Annotated in this window: 12 protein-coding genes; 3 read left to right on the forward strand and 9 right to left on the reverse strand. The window is 67.5% G+C overall.

Annotation, left to right across the window (positions count from 1 at the left end):
- Positions 1–45: 45 nt before the first annotated feature.
- Positions 46–1326, forward strand: a complete 1281-nt coding sequence (locus GR168_RS21770; protein WP_159371659.1) for a competence/damage-inducible protein A — start codon at positions 46–48, stop codon at positions 1324–1326.
- Between the two features lie 59 nt (positions 1327–1385).
- On the opposite strand, the gene GR168_RS21775 is transcribed toward GR168_RS21770, so the two are convergent.
- The 5 genes from GR168_RS21775 to GR168_RS21795 form a co-directional block, all read right to left on the reverse strand.
- The gene (locus GR168_RS21775) at positions 1386–3032 is read right to left on the reverse strand and encodes an acyl-CoA synthetase (protein ID WP_159371660.1); all 1647 of its coding nucleotides are present in this window, start codon (positions 3030–3032) and stop codon (positions 1386–1388) included.
- A 295-nt stretch (positions 3033–3327) separates the two neighbouring features.
- A complete protein-coding gene (locus GR168_RS21780) occupies positions 3328–5001 on the reverse strand; it encodes an HNH endonuclease signature motif containing protein (protein ID WP_159371661.1) in 1674 nt (557 codons plus the stop codon).
- A 439-nt stretch (positions 5002–5440) separates the two neighbouring features.
- Entirely contained in the window at positions 5441–6517 is a 1077-nt protein-coding gene (locus tag GR168_RS21785; protein ID WP_159371662.1) for an acyl-CoA dehydrogenase family protein, read from the reverse strand.
- Between the two features lie 8 nt (positions 6518–6525).
- A complete protein-coding gene (locus GR168_RS21790; RefSeq protein ID WP_159371663.1) occupies positions 6526–7731 on the reverse strand; it encodes an acyl-CoA dehydrogenase family protein in 1206 nt (401 codons plus the stop codon).
- 46 nt (positions 7732–7777) lie between these two features.
- Entirely contained in the window at positions 7778–9454 is a 1677-nt protein-coding gene (locus tag GR168_RS21795) for an AMP-binding protein (protein ID WP_159371664.1), read from the reverse strand.
- Positions 9455–9569: 115 nt separating this feature from the next.
- Between GR168_RS21795 and GR168_RS21800 the strand changes: the two genes are divergently transcribed.
- Both GR168_RS21800 and GR168_RS21805 read left to right on the forward strand, forming a co-directional pair.
- A complete protein-coding gene (locus GR168_RS21800; protein ID WP_159371665.1) occupies positions 9570–10889 on the forward strand; it encodes an MFS transporter in 1320 nt (439 codons plus the stop codon).
- 133 nt (positions 10890–11022) lie between these two features.
- Positions 11023–11976, forward strand: coding sequence for a DUF808 domain-containing protein (locus GR168_RS21805; protein ID WP_159371666.1), 954 nt, complete (start codon positions 11023–11025; stop codon positions 11974–11976).
- A gap of 51 nt (positions 11977–12027) precedes the next feature.
- Here the strand turns inward: GR168_RS21805 and GR168_RS21810 are convergent, their stop codons facing one another.
- The 4 genes from GR168_RS21810 to GR168_RS21825 form a co-directional block, all read right to left on the reverse strand.
- Positions 12028–12810: a sulfite exporter TauE/SafE family protein gene (locus tag GR168_RS21810; RefSeq protein ID WP_159371667.1), complete on the reverse strand. Its 783-nt coding sequence runs from the start codon at positions 12808–12810 to the stop codon at positions 12028–12030.
- An 88-nt stretch (positions 12811–12898) separates the two neighbouring features.
- The gene (gene ugpC, locus GR168_RS21815; RefSeq protein ID WP_058252812.1) at positions 12899–14005 is read right to left on the reverse strand and encodes a sn-glycerol-3-phosphate ABC transporter ATP-binding protein UgpC; all 1107 of its coding nucleotides are present in this window, start codon (positions 14003–14005) and stop codon (positions 12899–12901) included.
- Between the two features lie 106 nt (positions 14006–14111).
- Positions 14112–14999 (reverse strand): ABC transporter permease subunit, encoded by an 888-nt coding sequence (locus tag GR168_RS21820; protein ID WP_078112570.1) that lies wholly within the window; start codon positions 14997–14999, stop codon positions 14112–14114.
- On the reverse strand, positions 14999–15952 hold the full coding sequence (locus GR168_RS21825) for a sugar ABC transporter permease (protein ID WP_058252870.1): 954 nt from the start codon (positions 15950–15952) through the stop codon (positions 14999–15001). The genes GR168_RS21820 and GR168_RS21825 overlap by 1 nt, the downstream gene beginning before the upstream one ends.

Consider the following 15952-nt stretch of genomic DNA (forward strand, 5'->3'; position numbering starts at 1 on the left):
TGACGGGGGCGCGTTCTGCGTGGGTGGCCTACTAGGCTCGATGGCGTGAGTGTGCGCGCAGGCATCGTGGTCACCGGAACCGAAGTCCTCACCGGCCGGATCACCGACCAGAACGGGCCATGGCTGTCCGAGGAACTCCTCGAACTCGGGGTGGACGTCGCCCACATCACGATCTGCGGCGACCGGCCCGCCGACCTCACCGCGCAACTGCGCTTCCTCGCCGAGCAGCGGGTGGATCTGATCGTCACCAGCGGCGGGCTCGGCCCCACGGCCGACGACCTCACCGTCGCCACCGTCGCCGAGTTCTGCGGCCGCGAACTACTCCTCGATCCCGGACTCGAGGAGCACATCGCCGCGATCATCCAGCGCTGGCGCGGGATCGGATTCGACGTCGATTCCAGCCCGACGAGGGCGGGTATCCGCAAGCAGGCCCTGGTACCGGTGGGGGCAGTTCCGGTTCCACCGACCGGCACCGCGCCGGGTGTCGTCATCCCCGCGGCGGCCGGCGTGCCGACGATCGTCGTCCTGCCCGGCCCGCCCTCGGAGCTCCAGGCGATGTGGCCGACCGCGATCGCCACGGCTGCCGTCGCCGACGTCCTGTCCCGCGCCGACGATCTGCGTCAGGCGACCATCCGCGCCTACGGTCTCCTCGAAGCGGAACTCGCCGAGACGCTGCGATCGGCGGAGAGCGCGATCCCCTCATTCGGGCAACTCGAGATCACCACGTGCCTGCGGCGAGGCGAACTCGACATGGTCACCCGATTCGCCGCCGCAGATTCATCGGTCTACGACGCACTCCTCGACCTCCTCGTCGAACATCATGGGCGGCAGATCTTCTCGACCGACGGCTCCACGATCGACGATCTCCTGGTCGACGCCTTGGACGGGCGACTGATCGCGACTGCCGAATCGTGCACCGGCGGACTCGTCGCGGCCCGGCTCACCGACCGGCCCGGCTCCTCGGCCTATGTGATGGGCGGCGTGGTGTCGTACTCCAACGACGCCAAGTCGGATCTGCTCGACGTCCCGGCCGAGCTCATCGCCACGCACGGAGCCGTCAGCGAGGAGGTCGCCGCCGCGATGGCCGAGGGTGCGCTCGCACGGTTCGGAACCGATGTCGCGGTGTCGACCACCGGAGTGGCCGGCCCCGGTGGCGGCACCGAGACGAAACCGGTCGGCACCGTGTGCTTCGGTGTGGCTCTACGCGACCGGCCCACGGTCACCGTCACGCGCAAGTTCCCCGGTGACCGCGAGCGTGTCCGGTCGCTGACCACCACTGCCGCACTGCATCTCGTCGTACGCGCGCTGACCTCGGGCACTTCCTGACGCGAGCCAACCCCCTGCTCCCTGAGGTGCGAGGAGCGCAAACGACGAGCCTCGAAGGGTCAGAGCGGGCCGGTCGGGAGGTGCCGGCGGACGAGCTTGCCGGTGGGGTTGCGGGGCAGGTCATCGACGAAGACGACGTCGCGGGGCACCTTGTACCGGGCGAGGTGCTTCTTGGCGTGCGCCTTGATGTCCTCAGGCGTGGGGTTCGCATGTTCGGCGGCGACGATGAAGGCGCGCAGACGTTTTCCGTATTCGTCGTCGTCGACGCCGATGACCGCCACGTCGTCGATGTCGGGATGCTCGCCGAGCAGGTTCTCCACCTCGAGCGGGTAGACGTTCTCGCCGCCGGAGACGATCATGTCGTCGTCGCGGCCGTCGATGTGGAGGAGCCCGTGCTCGTCGAACCGGGCCATGTCGCCGGTGGACATGTAACCGTCGATGATCTCCTTGTTGCGGCCGTCGGTGTACCCCTCGAACGGGGCGCCGTTGCGCACGAACAGCCTGCCGCGCACGTTGGTCCCGGAGATCCGGTTGCCCTTGTCGTCGAAGAGCGCGAGTCGGCTCGTGACCGGTGCGCGGCCCACCGTCCCCGGTGCCAGACGCAGCTCCTTCGGTTGCGCGACCGTGGCGATCGCGACCTCGGTGGAGCCGTAGAGGTTGTAGAGCACGTCACCGAACGTGTCCTGAATGGCTTCCGAAAGTGTCGGCGACAGAGCCGAACCCGCGAGCACGACGATCTTCAGCGACGACACGTCGTACTTGCCGATGACGTCGGGACCCAGGGCGACCATGCGGTGCAGCATGGTCGGGACGGCGACCAGCACCTCCGCCTTGTGCTCGGCGATCGCGGCGAGGGTCTTCTCCGCGTCGAACCGACGCATCACCACGGTCTTGTTGCCCAGCGCCGTCCCCACCCCCCACAATGCGAAACCGGTGGAGTGGAAGATCGGCGAGACGATCACCATGGCGCTGCGCTGCGGCAACGAGATCCGGTCCAGCAGAAGCGCACTGGCGAACGGTGACATCTTGGATCGCTGGGCGCCCTTGGGCAGTCCGGTCGTGCCGCTGGTGAGGATGACGAGTCCACCCCACGCGGCTGGTTCGGGCGGAGTCGACGTATCGCCGGTGGCTGCGATGTCGTCGAGGGTCTGGACGCCGTCGCCGACGGGGCGGTTGCCGTCGATCCAGGTGACGATGCGCAGGGTGTCGGCGGGGAGGGAGTCGGCGAGGTCGGTGAACTCCTCGTCGTAGAGCATCGCCACGATCTTCTCGCGTTCGGCGACCTCGGCGAACTGGGTCTTGCCGAAGCCGGTGTTCATCATGGCCAGGCGGAACCCGGCCTTGCCCGCGGCGCTCATGGTGGTGAGCAGACCCCGGTGGTCCCGCGCGATGACGCCGATGACCGATCCCGGCTTGATGCCGGACGCGAGCAGGTGGTTGGCGAGTGCGTTGGCGTGCGCATTGAGTTCACCGAAGGTGAGCTCGCCGTGCTCGTCGGCGACGGCTCCGGCCTCGGGATACTCGTCGGCACCGTGTGCCACAGCCGCCGCACACGGACCGATGATCTTGGCCCGCTTGACCGTGGTCAGCAGCTCCTTGGGTTTCGTCGGATCCACGAGACCCGATCGCCGCAGGACCTTGAACGCCCCAAAGGCATCCTGCGCCGATTCCACCACCGTGCCGACCGCACCGGTCACCGAGACCATGTCCACCCCACCTTCCGCGGCTGGGCCGCGTCGTCGCTCTCTTCCGGTTCGCTGCGCGCCCGACGCACCCTGGTCACCGTCGTCACCAGCCGTGCCACAGGTGCAGGATATGCCGACCATGCCGACCGATGTCCGTTTCACCCGAATCGGTTGTCACACTGATCAGTTCACCGCATTTCGCACTCAGGTCACCGTTCGCCGTCCCGATGGGGTCGACCGAACGGCGATCTCGTGGCGACAGGCTACCAAGTCTGACAACTCGCGTCATCAGATTGGAGCCCCACGTGCTCTCGGGTCAGTACGGCGGTGGGTCGATGCGGTCGAGTTCTTCGCGGGCTCGTTTGTTTCGGGCGCGTTCTTGTCGCCGGCGGGCCAGTTTGGCGTCCAGTCGGCTGTGTGTGCGCTCCGGGTTGTCGGAGGCGATGACCCGTGGTGTGGGTGGGGCTTGGGCGGCTTGCTCGAACCGGATCCGCCGAAGGTTCGGGAAGGTGTCTTCCAGCGTCTCGGCGTCGCCGGGCAGAGTGACCCCTTCGGGCGTTTCGTATTCGGTGACCAGGCGACCGTCGTCGTCGCGGTACTGCACATCAACCCAGTCCCCGTGGGTCTTGAAGAGGTGACTGGGGCGGCATTTGGTGTTGAGGTTCTCACTCGACGTCGCCCCACCCCGGGCGGGGTCGGTGTGGTCGTACTCGGTGACATGGTCGAGATCGCACGCGAATGCCGAACGGGTACAGCCGGGTTCGGTGCAATACCCGTCCCGCACCCGCACGAAATCAGCACACGACGCGGTGGGCCGATACCCGTTGCCGGGATGGGTCGCCGGATACACCACCGCCACACCCGCGGCGGTGACATCGGTCGAGTCGCCGAAGTGGGTTGCGGTGGAATGCTTCTCGCTGTCGGCTCGGGTGTCCTCGGCTGGTGCCGGGCGTTGGGCGGTCCGCCGCTGGTCATCGTCATTGGTGCTGGGGGCGACGTAGGTGGGTTGGGTGCGGGCGGGGGTGACCGGGGACAGCGTGGCGTCCGGGCGGGCGGCGAGGTCACGGACATGCTCATCGCTGATGATGCCGTGTTCGTCGAGAAACCCCACCCCGGGTGCCCCGGCCAGGGTCGCGGCATCGGTCACCACATGGATCACGACCTCGGCGCGGACCGCGTCGAGGACGCTTTGCGGGTCTGGGATGTCGGCAGTGCACGGCTGTTCATCGTCGCACTGGCAGTCGAAGCTGGTGCGGGTCAACAGCGCGAACATCGCATCGGATCGTCGTATCCCCTGGGTGCGGCCATCCCGCTGACAGACCGAGTCGGCGAGGATGGCGACGGCTTTGGCCGAGATCCGCACGTTTTCCGCCGACATCACGGCGGTGAGTTCGGCGGTGCCGTCGGGCAGTTCGTGGGTCCACACCCCACGCTGATCCATCGCGTCTTGGCGGCGTTGCCGTACCGCGTCGGGGTCGTGGCGGAACACGAGGCGGTCGACCATGTCCCGCAGCCGCGCCCGATCCCACACCCCTTTCCGGCGACGCACCGTGTCGGCGATCTCGGCATCCAACGCGGGGGTGATCGGGTCATCGGTGGGGATCAGTTCGGTGCGGGAGATGACCAACCGGATCTGCCACTGCGACAGGACCCCGTCACGCAGGGTGTCGGCAACCTCGGGGAGCCGATCCCGCAGCGCGATCGCCTCATCGATCAGGGTTTCGGCGTGCCGGCGGGACACCCCGGCCTGGCGGGCGATGCGGGCCGCGCAATCGGCATGGCCGTCCATCACGAACCCGGACGCGCTGGTGGTGATCAGGCGGTCGGTCATCGCCGCGATCGTCTGATAGCGGTGCCAGGCGAGGTAGGACTCGCCGCGCCGGGTGGCGTCGAGGCCGGCCATCAACAACACCATGTCGGTCTCGGCGGCGTGGGCAGGATCGACCCCGGCGACGAACTGGCCCGGTAGATCGGTCCAAGCCTTCACCACGCCCCCCGACGCCTGTCCACTCACCCGCTGCGACCAGGTGATCCGTTGAAAAACAATGTAAACCCGGCCACCGACAATTCCGGTTGAGTCTCCACAGGAGTGACATCGTTGTCGACGAAATGGGCTCTGGGCGTTGCGGTATGGTGCCGTCCGGGTTGGCGATGGCTGAGTTCGTCGGGTTGCCAGGTGGTTTCGACACGGCGACTCGCCTAGCGGCTCGTTGCCGGCTCAACCAGCGGGGGTGGGCGACTCGCCTAGCGGCTCGTTGCCGGCTCAACCGGCGGAGGTGTGCCAGCTCAACCAGCGCGGGGAGGGGCGCCTCGCTCCGCTCGGGGCCGGCTCGACCAGCGACGGATTTCGCGGCTGCGCGCCGAGCGCTCCGCAGGTCAGCGACGACGACTAGGCCGAACGCGCCGATCCGGAACCGCTCCGCCGGCGCTCACACCGACGCCGCGCGGGCCCGTCCGAGCATGGCGCGCGCGACGGTGTCGACGTGCACGCCCTCGTCCTGGAACAACAACTGGTCGGTCTTGGCCCGCCGGAAGTGGTGATGCAGCGGGTGCTCCCACGTGAACCCGATCCCGCCGTGGATCTGGATGGCCTCCTCCGCGGCGTACATGGCGGCCCGCGAGGCCAGCACGCGAGCCGACGCGGCCCGCTCGGCCAGATCCGCGTCGTCGAAGCGGTCGACATCCGCGGCGTCGAGGACCGTCGCCTCGGCGAGCTCGGTGGCCACGAGCATGTCGACGAGGCGGTGTTTGAGCGCCTGGAAGGATCCGATCGTGCGACCGAACTGCTGCCGCGTCTTCGCGTACCCCACCGTCATCTCGAGGCACCGGCGGGCGATACCCACCTGCTCGGCAGCCAGGGCGATCATCAGCAGCGACCGCACCCGGCGCAGCCGCGCCTCGAGTTCCGGCCCCGACACCCGGGTCGCCTCGACACCGGTGAACTCGACAGTCGCGAACTCTCGTGTGAGATCCAGGCTTTCACGCTGGTGGCGGCCGATGCCGGCAGCGCCACCGTCGACGACGGCGAGTTCCACACCGGACGCGGTGTGCGCGACGACCACGAGCACGTCGGCCGACGCCGCGTCGAGGACGACGTCCTGCCGTCCGTTCAGGACAAGCGTTCCCTCATCGGTGACCTCCGCACCGATCGACGAGGAGACCACGGCGGGGCCGCAGACGAGCGCGGCGCGCCGCTCCCCGGACGCGATGGCCGGCAGGTGTGCCCGTCGCCCCTCGTCGTCGGCGGCATGGAGCAGGGTGAGGCCGGCCATGATCACCGACGAGAGGTACGGCGAGGAACCGAGACAGCGACCGTGGGCGGTCATCACGACCGACGCGTCCTTCACCCCGTACCCGGCCCCGCCCAGATCCTCCGGAAACGGGATCTCGGTCAGTCCGAGTTCCCGAATCGACGGCCAGACATCCTGCGCCGGAGCGTGTTCCGACCACGCATCGGTGAGGGCGGCTTGCAGATCGCGCTGCTCCACGGTGAGTTCGATGGGCATGTGTACTCCTAGCGGGGTTCGCGCGGCAGTCCGAGGCCGCGTTCGCCGATGATGTTCCGTTGGATCTCGTCCGAGCCGCCCGCGATGCGGTACCCGGGTGCGCCGAGCAGATGCTCCGACCATGCGAACGTGTCGGGCTCGCCGGTGTCGGCGACGATCCGGTCGCCGAGGAACGACGCCGCGGCGTCGCCGACGCGCTTCAGGTTCTGCGTCCACACGAGTTTGCCGATGGAGCCCTCGACGCCCGGCACGGCACCCGCCCGTTCACGTTCGGCGTAGCGCGCCACCATGAGCGCCGCCGCCCGCTCGTAGATCGCGGCATCGCCGAGACGTTGCCGGGCCAGCGGGTCGTCGGACAGTCCGAGACGGTCGACGAGGCGGGCGAGGTCGACGCTGTTGCCGCCAGCACTGACGATCCCGGCGCTCGAGTTCCGCTCGAAACCGAGTGTGGTGAGCGCGACCTTCCATCCGTCGCCCTCGGCACCGACCCGCAGGGCGTCGGGCAGTTCGACGTCGGAGAGGAAGACCTCGTTGAACGTCGACCCACCGGACATCTGTCGGATCGGCCGCACCTCCACGCCGGGCGTGTCCATCGGGACCATGAATGCGGTCATGCCCTTGTGTTTCGGCGCCGACCGATCGGACCGGGCGATGAGCAGACCCCACTCGGAGAACTGCGCGCCAGAACTCCACACCTTCTGGCCGTTGATCCGCCAGGTGTCCCCACTCCGAACGGCTTTCGTCGACAAGCCGGCCAGGTCCGAACCCGCCCCGGGCTCGGAGAACAGTTGGCAGCACAGCTCGTCCGCGCGCAGGAAGGGGCGGACGAACCGCTCCCGCTGCTCGTCGGTCCCGAGTGCGTGCAGGGTCGGCGCCACCAGTTCGACTGTCACCAGGACGTTCTCGTGCCGGTCGGGGGCCTGGTACCCGCGTTCGAGGTTCACGTAGACGCGTTCGTGGCCCGCGGTGAGACCCGGCCCGCCCCAGTCCGGGCCCCAGGTGATCGCGCCGAAGCCTGCGTCCACGCGTCGGGCCTGCCACGCGCGCGCCGCGTCGATCAGCGCACGTTCCTCGTCGTGTGTCCGATTGTGGAAGATGGCGTAGGTCGGGTCGTGCTCCTGTGCAGCCCGGGCCGGGAGTTCGGCGTCGAGCCAGGTCCGCGCCTGTTCTTCGTAGTCATCGAGCGTGATCGCGCCCGGTGCGGTCGTCGTCATTCTCGTCGTTCCTGTCCTGCTCGGTCGTGCTGTCCTGCTGGATTTCTCACCGTTCGTGCGCCGCGGAGATGGTCACGGCCTGCATCTGCGGCGGTGTGGTGTTGCGGTCGCGGGTCCAGTCGCGGAGGGCGAACTTCTGGATCTTCCCGCTGGCCGTCTTCGGCAGGGAGTCGACGACGAACACGCTCTCCGGGACCTTCTGCATCGCCATTCCTCTCGCGGACAGGAACTCTCGAACCTCCTCGAGGGTGAGGTCGACGGCGTCCCGGGTGACCACGAAGGCGCACCCCCGCTCCCCGGTTCGGGCGTCCGGCCCGGCGACGACCGCGATCTCGGCGACCGCGGGATGCTCACTCAGTTCGTTCTCCACGTCGTGGGTGCTGATCTTCTCGCCGGACCGATTGATGATGTCCTTGATCCGGCCGACGATGTGGATTCCACCGTCGGCATCGAAGTAGGCGAGATCACCGCTGCGGAAGAATCCGTCGGCGGTGAAGGCCTCGTCGTTGAGCGATGCGTCGAGGTATCCGAGGAAGGTGTCGGGCCCGCGCCACAGCACCTCACCGACGACGCCGGTCGCAGCGATACCCCCGGCGCCGTCGGACACGATGACCTCGGTCGGGGCGAGCACGCGGCCATCGGTCCCGGTACGCAGGCGGGGTTCGTCGGAGCGATTGGCGGACGTCACCGACGGCCCCTCGGTGGCGCCGTACATCCGCGTCACGGTGCCCAGCACCTCGGTGGATCTGGTCACCAGCGAGTCCGGGATGTCGGCACCCCCGCAGATGATGTAGCGCACCGACGGTGTGCGTACGCCACGCGCGACGGCCGCGTCCAAAAGGCCACGTAGGAACGGGGTCGCGAAGATCATGAAGCTGGCGCGCTCCTCGAGCACCCTCGTCAGTGCGACCTCCGGGTCCCACGCGTCCTGGAGCACCACCGGCGCACCGAGGAGGAAGGGCAGGGTGAGGGCGCAGTTCACGCCCGTCACATGCGTCACCGGCGACGGGTTGAACACGACGTCGCGCTCGTTGAGTCCGAACGTGTCGATCATCGACATGTTCTCGAACACGAGGGTGTTGTGACTGTGCAACGCGCCCTTCGGATCGGCGGTGGTCCCCGATGTGTACAGCAGCAGGCATACGTCGTCGGGATCGGCGGGCGGCAGTGCGCGCACCGCCTCGATCATCTCCGGCGTCGCGGACGCGATCAGATCGGCGAGTCCGACGGTCTGGTCGTCGGTTGCCCGGCCATCGGTCGTGACGACCAGGTCCAGTTCCGGAAGTCGTTGTCGGAGACTCGCATACATCGCGACGTGATCGAATCCTCGGTGTGTTCCGGGAACGAAGGCGACCTTGGTGCCCGCCTGGCCGAGGATGAACCCGACCTCGCGTTCCCGGTAGATCGGCACGATCGGGTTGGCGACACCTCGGACCCGATGGATCGCGTGGAAGACGACCACCGCGTCGGCCGAGTTGGGGAGCTGGAACGACACCACGTCGCCCGGCTGCACACCGCGGTCGTGGAGCGCCGCGGCCAGGCGCAGGGATTGCTGTTCCACATCGGCGAAGGTCAGCCGCCGGTCGCCGTCGATGACCGCAACCGTGTCGGGATACCGCGCGGCGGCCCGCTCGAGGAAGTGATCGACCGTCTGGTCGCGCCAATGCCCCGCCGCCCGGTAGCGCACGGCGAGATCGGGACGTGGAGAGTGCGTGGGACGCATGGTGATTCCTCCGGATGCTCTTGCCGATTGCTCGTGACGCGTTCTACAGTAACCCACGTCTCACTAAATATGTACATATTAGTGCCCCCAGAGTCCACTCCCAGAAAGAGACCTCATGGCATCCCAGGATCGACGGAGCCGGCGAGCGGTCGTCGCGGCCGGCATCGGAACGGTGGTCGAGTACTACGACCTGACGGTGTACGCGTACCTCGCGGTCGTGGTCAGCCCGCTGTTCTTCCCCAGCGATGACCCGACCGCCTCGCTGTTGTCCAGCCTCGCCGTCTTCGCGTCGGCATATCTGATGCGGCCGATCGGCGGCATCTTCTTCGGACGTCTCGGCGACCGCTTCGGCCGCAAGCGTGCGCTCCTGGTGTCGGTGATCCTGATGGGTGTGGGCACCACGCTCATGGCCCTGCTGCCCACTTACGCCGCGGTCGGGGTCCTCGCGCCGATCCTGCTGGTCATCGCCCGGTTGCTCCAGGGCTTCTCGGCGGGCGGTGAGCTCGGCGGCGCGCTGACCTACGTCTACGAGATCGTCGGACCGAAGCGTCGCGGTCTGGGCGGATCGATCGTCGCACTGGGCTCGAACAGTGGCTTCGCCCTGGCTGCGATCGTCGTCGCGACCACCTCGGCACTGACCTCCGAGGCCCAGATGGACAGTTGGGGCTGGCGCATCCCGTTCGTCGCCGGCCTACCGCTGCTGGTCCTCTGCCTGTGGCTGCGAACCCGCATCGAGGACTCGCCCGAGTTCACCAAGACCGCCGAACGGCGCGAACTGCCGAAGGCGCCGCTCCGAGAGCTGTTGCGCAGCCAACCCGCCCAGGTCCTGCAGGTCCTCGGGTTGGGTATCGCCCAGAACGCGACCGGGTACATGGTGCTCACCTACATCGGCATCCACCTCGTCCGCGAGGGTGGATACAGTCAGACCGCGGTCACCTGGACCGCCGCCGGCGTTATCGTCTTCATCGCATCGTGTATGCCTTTGGCGGGAATCCTGGTGGACCGCTTCGGAAGTCGGCCCGTCCTCATCGCCGGACTGCTCACCGCCGCCACCCTCGCCTACCCCGCGATGGCTCTGATGACCGGTCACGGTCTGGCGGTGGCCGCCATCGCCTTCGCGGTGTTCGCACTGTGCACCCCGCTGATCCAGGTCGCCACCGCGCCGCTGTTCCCGTCGCTGTTCGACACGAAGGTTCGTCTGACCGGTGTGGCCCTCGGCTTCAACCTGTCGACGGTCCTGGCCGGCGGGACCGCCGCCTACATCGCCACGTGGCTCATCGACCGCACGGGCAACTCGCTCTCCCCCGCCTACTTCCTCATCGGTTCGAGCGCGATCGGTCTGCTGACGCTGTTGACGATCCGACGTAAGCACCGCGGACTCGGCGAGGCCGGTGACGCTGCCGACGACACCCCGGCCGTTCCCGCGCGTACCTGACCCGACCCGGCGTCATCCGGCGCCCGACAACCGAATCCGACGAAACGGACGCGGACCGCCTCTGCACGGTGTGGTCCGCGTCCGTTTCGGCATACTGTTCGAGAACTCAGTTCCTCGAACCCCGGAGGTTCACGTGGCCAGTGGTCTCGTCGCCCTGCTCGATGACATCGTGACCCTCACCCGGGCGGCCGCCGCATCTCTCGACGACATCGGCGCGGCGGCCGGCAAGGCCAGCGTCAAGGCGGCGGGAGTCGTGGTCGACGACACCGCGGTCACACCTCGCTATGTCCACGGTTTCACGCCCGACCGCGAGTTGCCGATCGTGCGCAAGATCGCCCGGGGCTCGATCCGCAACAAGTTGCTGATCATCCTGCCGGTGGCGATGATCCTCAGCCAGTTCCTTCCGCAGGCGCTTCCCTACCTGCTGATCGCCGGCGGCCTGTTCCTCTGCTTCGAGGGCGCCGAGAAGGTCTGGGAGGCGGTCGGCGGCGGCCACCACGCCGAGGAGCAGACCGCCGGTCAAGCCGGTCCGGAGTTCGAGAAGACGATGGTCAGCGGCGCGATCCGCACCGACCTGATCCTGTCCGCCGAGATCATGGTCATCTCGTTGTCCTCCGTCGAGTCCGAACCGTTCTGGACCCGTCTCGCGGTCCTCGTGGTCGTCGCCTTCCTGATCACCGCGCTCGTCTACGGCGTCGTCGCCGTCATCGTGAAGATGGACGACGTCGGGCTGGCACTGGCGCAGCGCGAGTCGCCGACGGTGCAGAAGAGCGGCCGCGGTCTGGTCCGCGCCATGCCCAAGATCATGTCGACGCTGACGGTCGTCGGTATCGCGGCCATGCTCTGGGTGGGCGGCCACATCCTGATCGTCAACGTCGGCGAGGCCGGCTTCCATTGGCCCGCCGATCGGCTCCACGACGTCGAGCACTGGTTCGAAGAGCTGGTCCACGGCGGCTTCGGCGCCGTGCTGTCCTGGACGGCCGGCACCGTGCTCTCCGCCGTCGTCGGCCTCGCGGTCGGTGCCATCATCGTGGCGATCCTGCACGTCATCCCGCGGCGCAAGAAGGACACCGCCGCCGCGCACTGACCCGAGGTCCGTCGACTGGGCGTCGATTCACGTCGACCGTGCACCCCGGGATCACGCGAGCAGTCGCGATAGGCCGATGAGCCCGACGACGACGATCACCCCGCGAAGCGCGCGAGGGGAGAGGCGCCGCCCGTACCTGGCGCCGAGGAAACCGCCGATGAGCGAGCCGACGGCGATGGCCGCCGCGGCCCACCAATCGATCCGGTCGAACGCGACCAGCGTGTACGTGACGGCGGCGACGACGTTGACCACCAGGGACAGCAGGTTCTTGGCCGCGTTCAGCCGTTGCAGGTGGTCCGGTACGACCACCCCCAGGATGCCCATCAAGAGGATGCCCTGCGCGGCGGTGAAGTAGCCGCCGTAGACACCAACGGCGAATGTCCCGAGGGTCATCGCCGCGATCCGCAGGGGACCGAGGTGCGATGGCGTGAGGTCTCCGCCGAGGGACGTGCGAGTGCCCACCCATCTCTGGATGTAGGGCTGCGCGACGACGAGGATCAGCGCGGCGACGAGCAGAATCGGGACCACGGTCTCGAACACCGTCTCCGGCAGATGGAGCAGAAGCCAGCAGCCGGCGATCGCGCCGGTGAACGACGCCGGAATCTGCCACCGGAGGCGCGGCCACTGGCCCTCGAGTTCACGCCGGTATCCCCACGTTCCGGACACCCCGCCGGCGACGAGGCCGATCGCGTTGGACATCGTCGCGGTGACCGGCGGGACGCCGAACGCGACCAGCGTCGGGAACGTGATGAGGGTTCCGCTGCCCACGAGGGCGTTGATCGCGCCCGCCCCGACGCCGGCGACGAGTACGACGACTAGTTCCCAGATGGTCACAGTCTCCGAGGGTGCCTTCCGAGCTATTCGGCGGGTGCACCGGGGTGGTTTCGACGCGCGCTCGAGCACGCAGGCCGGGACCTACTTGTCAGTTGATGCGGTCTCCGGTGGACGGGTCGAAGAGGTGCACCGCACTGTCGGACTGGCGCAGGCGGATACCCTCACCGCGCTTGGCCGGGGCCCGGTCGGCAGACCGCGCGACCATCACCATCGGATCGCCGTCGAGGTTGCGGACCGAGTCGTCGGCCAGGTTGGCGTAGATGTAGGTTTCGCTGCCGAGTTCCTCGAGGAGGGCGACGTCGGCGTTGAGTCCGGTGCCACCGTCGGACAACGCGAGGTGTTCCGGACGGATGCCCACGACCACGGACTCCAGACCGGAACGACGCAGCGCGGCCTGCGCTTCGGCGTCGATGTCCACGGCGGCGCCCGACACGGTGATCACACCGTCGACGACCGGCGCCACGAAGAGGTTCATCCCCGGCGAGCCGATGAACCCGGCGACGAATGCGTTGACCGGGCGGTCGTACAGTTCCGTCGGCGTGGAGAACTGCTGCAGCACACCGTTCTTGAGGACAGCGACACGATCCCCCATCGTCATCGCCTCGACCTGGTCGTGGGTGACGTAGACGGTCGTGGTGCCCAGACGCCGCTGCAGGGCCGCGATCTGGGTACGGGTCTGGACGCGGAGTTTGGCGTCGAGGTTCGACAGCGGTTCGTCCATGCAGAAGACCTGCGGTTCGCGAACGATGGCTCGCCCCATGGCGACACGCTGCCGCTGGCCACCCGACAGCTTCGCCGGCTTGCGGTCGAGGAAGTCGGTCAGGTCGAGCAACCGCGCGGCCTCGGCGACCTTGCGCTTGCGCTCGTCGGCGGGCACGCCCCGCATCTTCAACGCGAAACCCATGTTCTCCCCGACGGTCTTGTTGGGGTACAGCGCGTAGTTCTGGAAGACCATCGCGATGTCGCGGTCCTTGGGCGCGACGCCGACCATGTTGTCGCCACCGATCCGGATCTGACCCGAGTCGATCTCTTCGAGCCCGGCGAGCATGCGCAGGGCGGTGGACTTGCCCGAGCCCGACGGTCCGACGAGGACCACGAACTCACCGTCGTCGATGTCCAGGTTCAGTGAGTCGACGGCGAGTTTGTCCGCGCCGGGGTAGACGCAGCAGGCCTTGTCGTAGGTGATGGAAGCCATGATGTTCTCCGGTTTCTACAAAGGTGTTGTGCGAGTGCGTGTCAGAGGGAATGGATCACTTGATTGCGCCGCGCTGGGACCGGTGGCGCGGCACCGAACTGTGCTGTCACTTGATCGCGCCGAACGACAGTCCACGGACGAGCTTGTTCTGGGCGATCCAGCCGCAGATGACGACCGGCAGCGCGGCGAGCACGGATGCGGCGGACAGCTGCGCCCAATACAGGCCCTGGCCGGACATGAAACCGGTCAGAAACACCGGCATCGTCTGCGCGTTGACCGCGGTCATGTTGACGGCGAAGAAGAACTCGTTCCACGAGAAGATCACGCAGATCAGTGCTGTCGCTGCGATTCCCGGCGAGATGAGCGGGAGGATGACTTCACGCACAGAGGTCCACAGACTGGCGCCGTCGATGCTGGCGGCCTCGAGGAGTTCGCCGGGGACCTCGAGGAAGAACGACCGCATCATCCACACCGCGATCGGTAGGTTCATCGCGGTGTAGAGGATGACCAGCGTCCAGATGTTGTCGAGCATCCCGATCTCGCCGACGATCACATAGAGCGGGATGATTGCGGCGACGATCGGCAGCATCTTGGTGCTGATGAAGAAGAACAGCGCATCCTTGGTCTTGCGTACCGGGCGCAGCGACAGCGCGAACGCAGCCGGCACGCCGAGCAACAGCACCAGGATCGTCGACACGATCGTCGCGAACAAGGAATTCAACAGGGGTGTGGCGATTCCCGCGTCGAAGACGTCGCGGAACTGCTGCAGCGTGGGCTCGAAGAAGAAGGTCGGCGGGTTCGTCGCGGCGTCGCTCTCCTGCTTGAACGCCGTCAGCACCATCCAGAGCACCGGGAAGAAGAACCCGATCGCGAGGATCCAGGTGACGGCGGTGAGGGCTGCCTGGCGCGGTTGTCGACGACGGCGGATCTCGGTGCCGGACTGCGCGTCTGCCTCCCCGGCCGGCGTGCGGTCGGAGCGAATGTCGGTGGTCATCAGGCCGGCTCCTCTGTTCCGGAGAATGATTTGAAGATCAGTCGCAGGGCGAGCGTGGCGACGACGATCGTGCCGATCACCGTCACGACACCCATCGCCGCGGCCTGGCCGATGTCGAAGCCGAGGAACGCGCGCTGGTAGATGTAGTACGACAGATTCGAACTGGAGACACCCGGACCACCGGAGGTCATCATGTACACCGCGTCGAAGGTGTTCACCAGGTAGATGGCCCCGAGCACCGCACCCAGTTCGATGAACCGGCGCAGATGCGGGAGGGTGAGTTCCCGGAAGAGCCGGAAGCTCGTGGCGCCGTCGACGCGTGCCGCTTCCTGGATGTCACGGGGCATCGATTGCAGGCCCGCGAGGATCAGCAGCATCATGAACGGCGTCCACTGCCAGACCAATTCGGCCATCACGCTCATCAGCGGGAACTCCGACAGCCAGTCGGTCTCGATACCGAACGGACTCAGCGCCCAGTTGACGAGTCCGTTGGTCGGCGAGAGCAAGCTCGTCTTCCACAGCAGCGCAGCCGCCACCGGGGTCACCAGGAACGGCGTGATGAGCAGTGTCCGAACCACGCCCCGGCCCAAAAACTTCCGGTCGAGCAGAAGGGCGAACATCAGACCGAGGAGCACCGAGATGAGCACCGTGCCGACGATCAGCAGGATCGTGTTGACCGTCACCCGCCAGAACTGACTGTCGCCGAAGACCGCGACATAGTTGTCGAGACCGACGAACGCACGCGAATCCGGACGTACCAGGTTCCATGACTGGGTGGAGTAGTACAGCGTGAACACGAACGGGATCTGCGTGACCACGATCAAGAAGATCAGGGCCGGCAGGAGCGGGCCGCGACGCCGCCAGCCCTCGGCGCGCGTGACGTGATCACGCGAGGACGTCAGCGGTGCCTTCGGGGTCGTGTCGGGTGGTGGAGTGGAGACTGCGGTGGCCAT

It is taken from the genome of Gordonia sp. JH63, from assembly GCF_009856645.1.
GTDB lineage: Bacteria > Actinomycetota > Actinomycetes > Mycobacteriales > Mycobacteriaceae > Gordonia > Gordonia hongkongensis.

What these genes read in the sequence shown, in the direction of transcription:
- GR168_RS21800 (WP_159371665.1), top strand. Translation starts at nt 9,570, where the DNA reads ATGGCATCCCAGGATCGACGGAGCCGGCGAGCGGTCGTCGCGGCCGGC.
- GR168_RS21775 (WP_159371660.1), bottom strand. Translation starts at nt 3,032, where the DNA reads ATGGTCTCGGTGACCGGTGCGGTCGGCACGGTGGTGGAATCGGCGCAG.
- ugpC (WP_058252812.1), bottom strand. Translation starts at nt 14,005, where the DNA reads ATGGCTTCCATCACCTACGACAAGGCCTGCTGCGTCTACCCCGGCGCG.
- GR168_RS21795 (WP_159371664.1), bottom strand. Translation starts at nt 9,454, where the DNA reads ATGCGTCCCACGCACTCTCCACGTCCCGATCTCGCCGTGCGCTACCGG.
- GR168_RS21820 (WP_078112570.1), bottom strand. Translation starts at nt 14,999, where the DNA reads ATGACCACCGACATTCGCTCCGACCGCACGCCGGCCGGGGAGGCAGAC.
- GR168_RS21790 (WP_159371663.1), bottom strand. Translation starts at nt 7,731, where the DNA reads ATGACGACGACCGCACCGGGCGCGATCACGCTCGATGACTACGAAGAA.
- GR168_RS21785 (WP_159371662.1), bottom strand. Translation starts at nt 6,517, where the DNA reads ATGCCCATCGAACTCACCGTGGAGCAGCGCGATCTGCAAGCCGCCCTC.
- GR168_RS21825 (WP_058252870.1), bottom strand. Translation starts at nt 15,952, where the DNA reads ATGGCCACCGCAGTCTCCACTCCACCACCCGACACGACCCCGAAGGCA.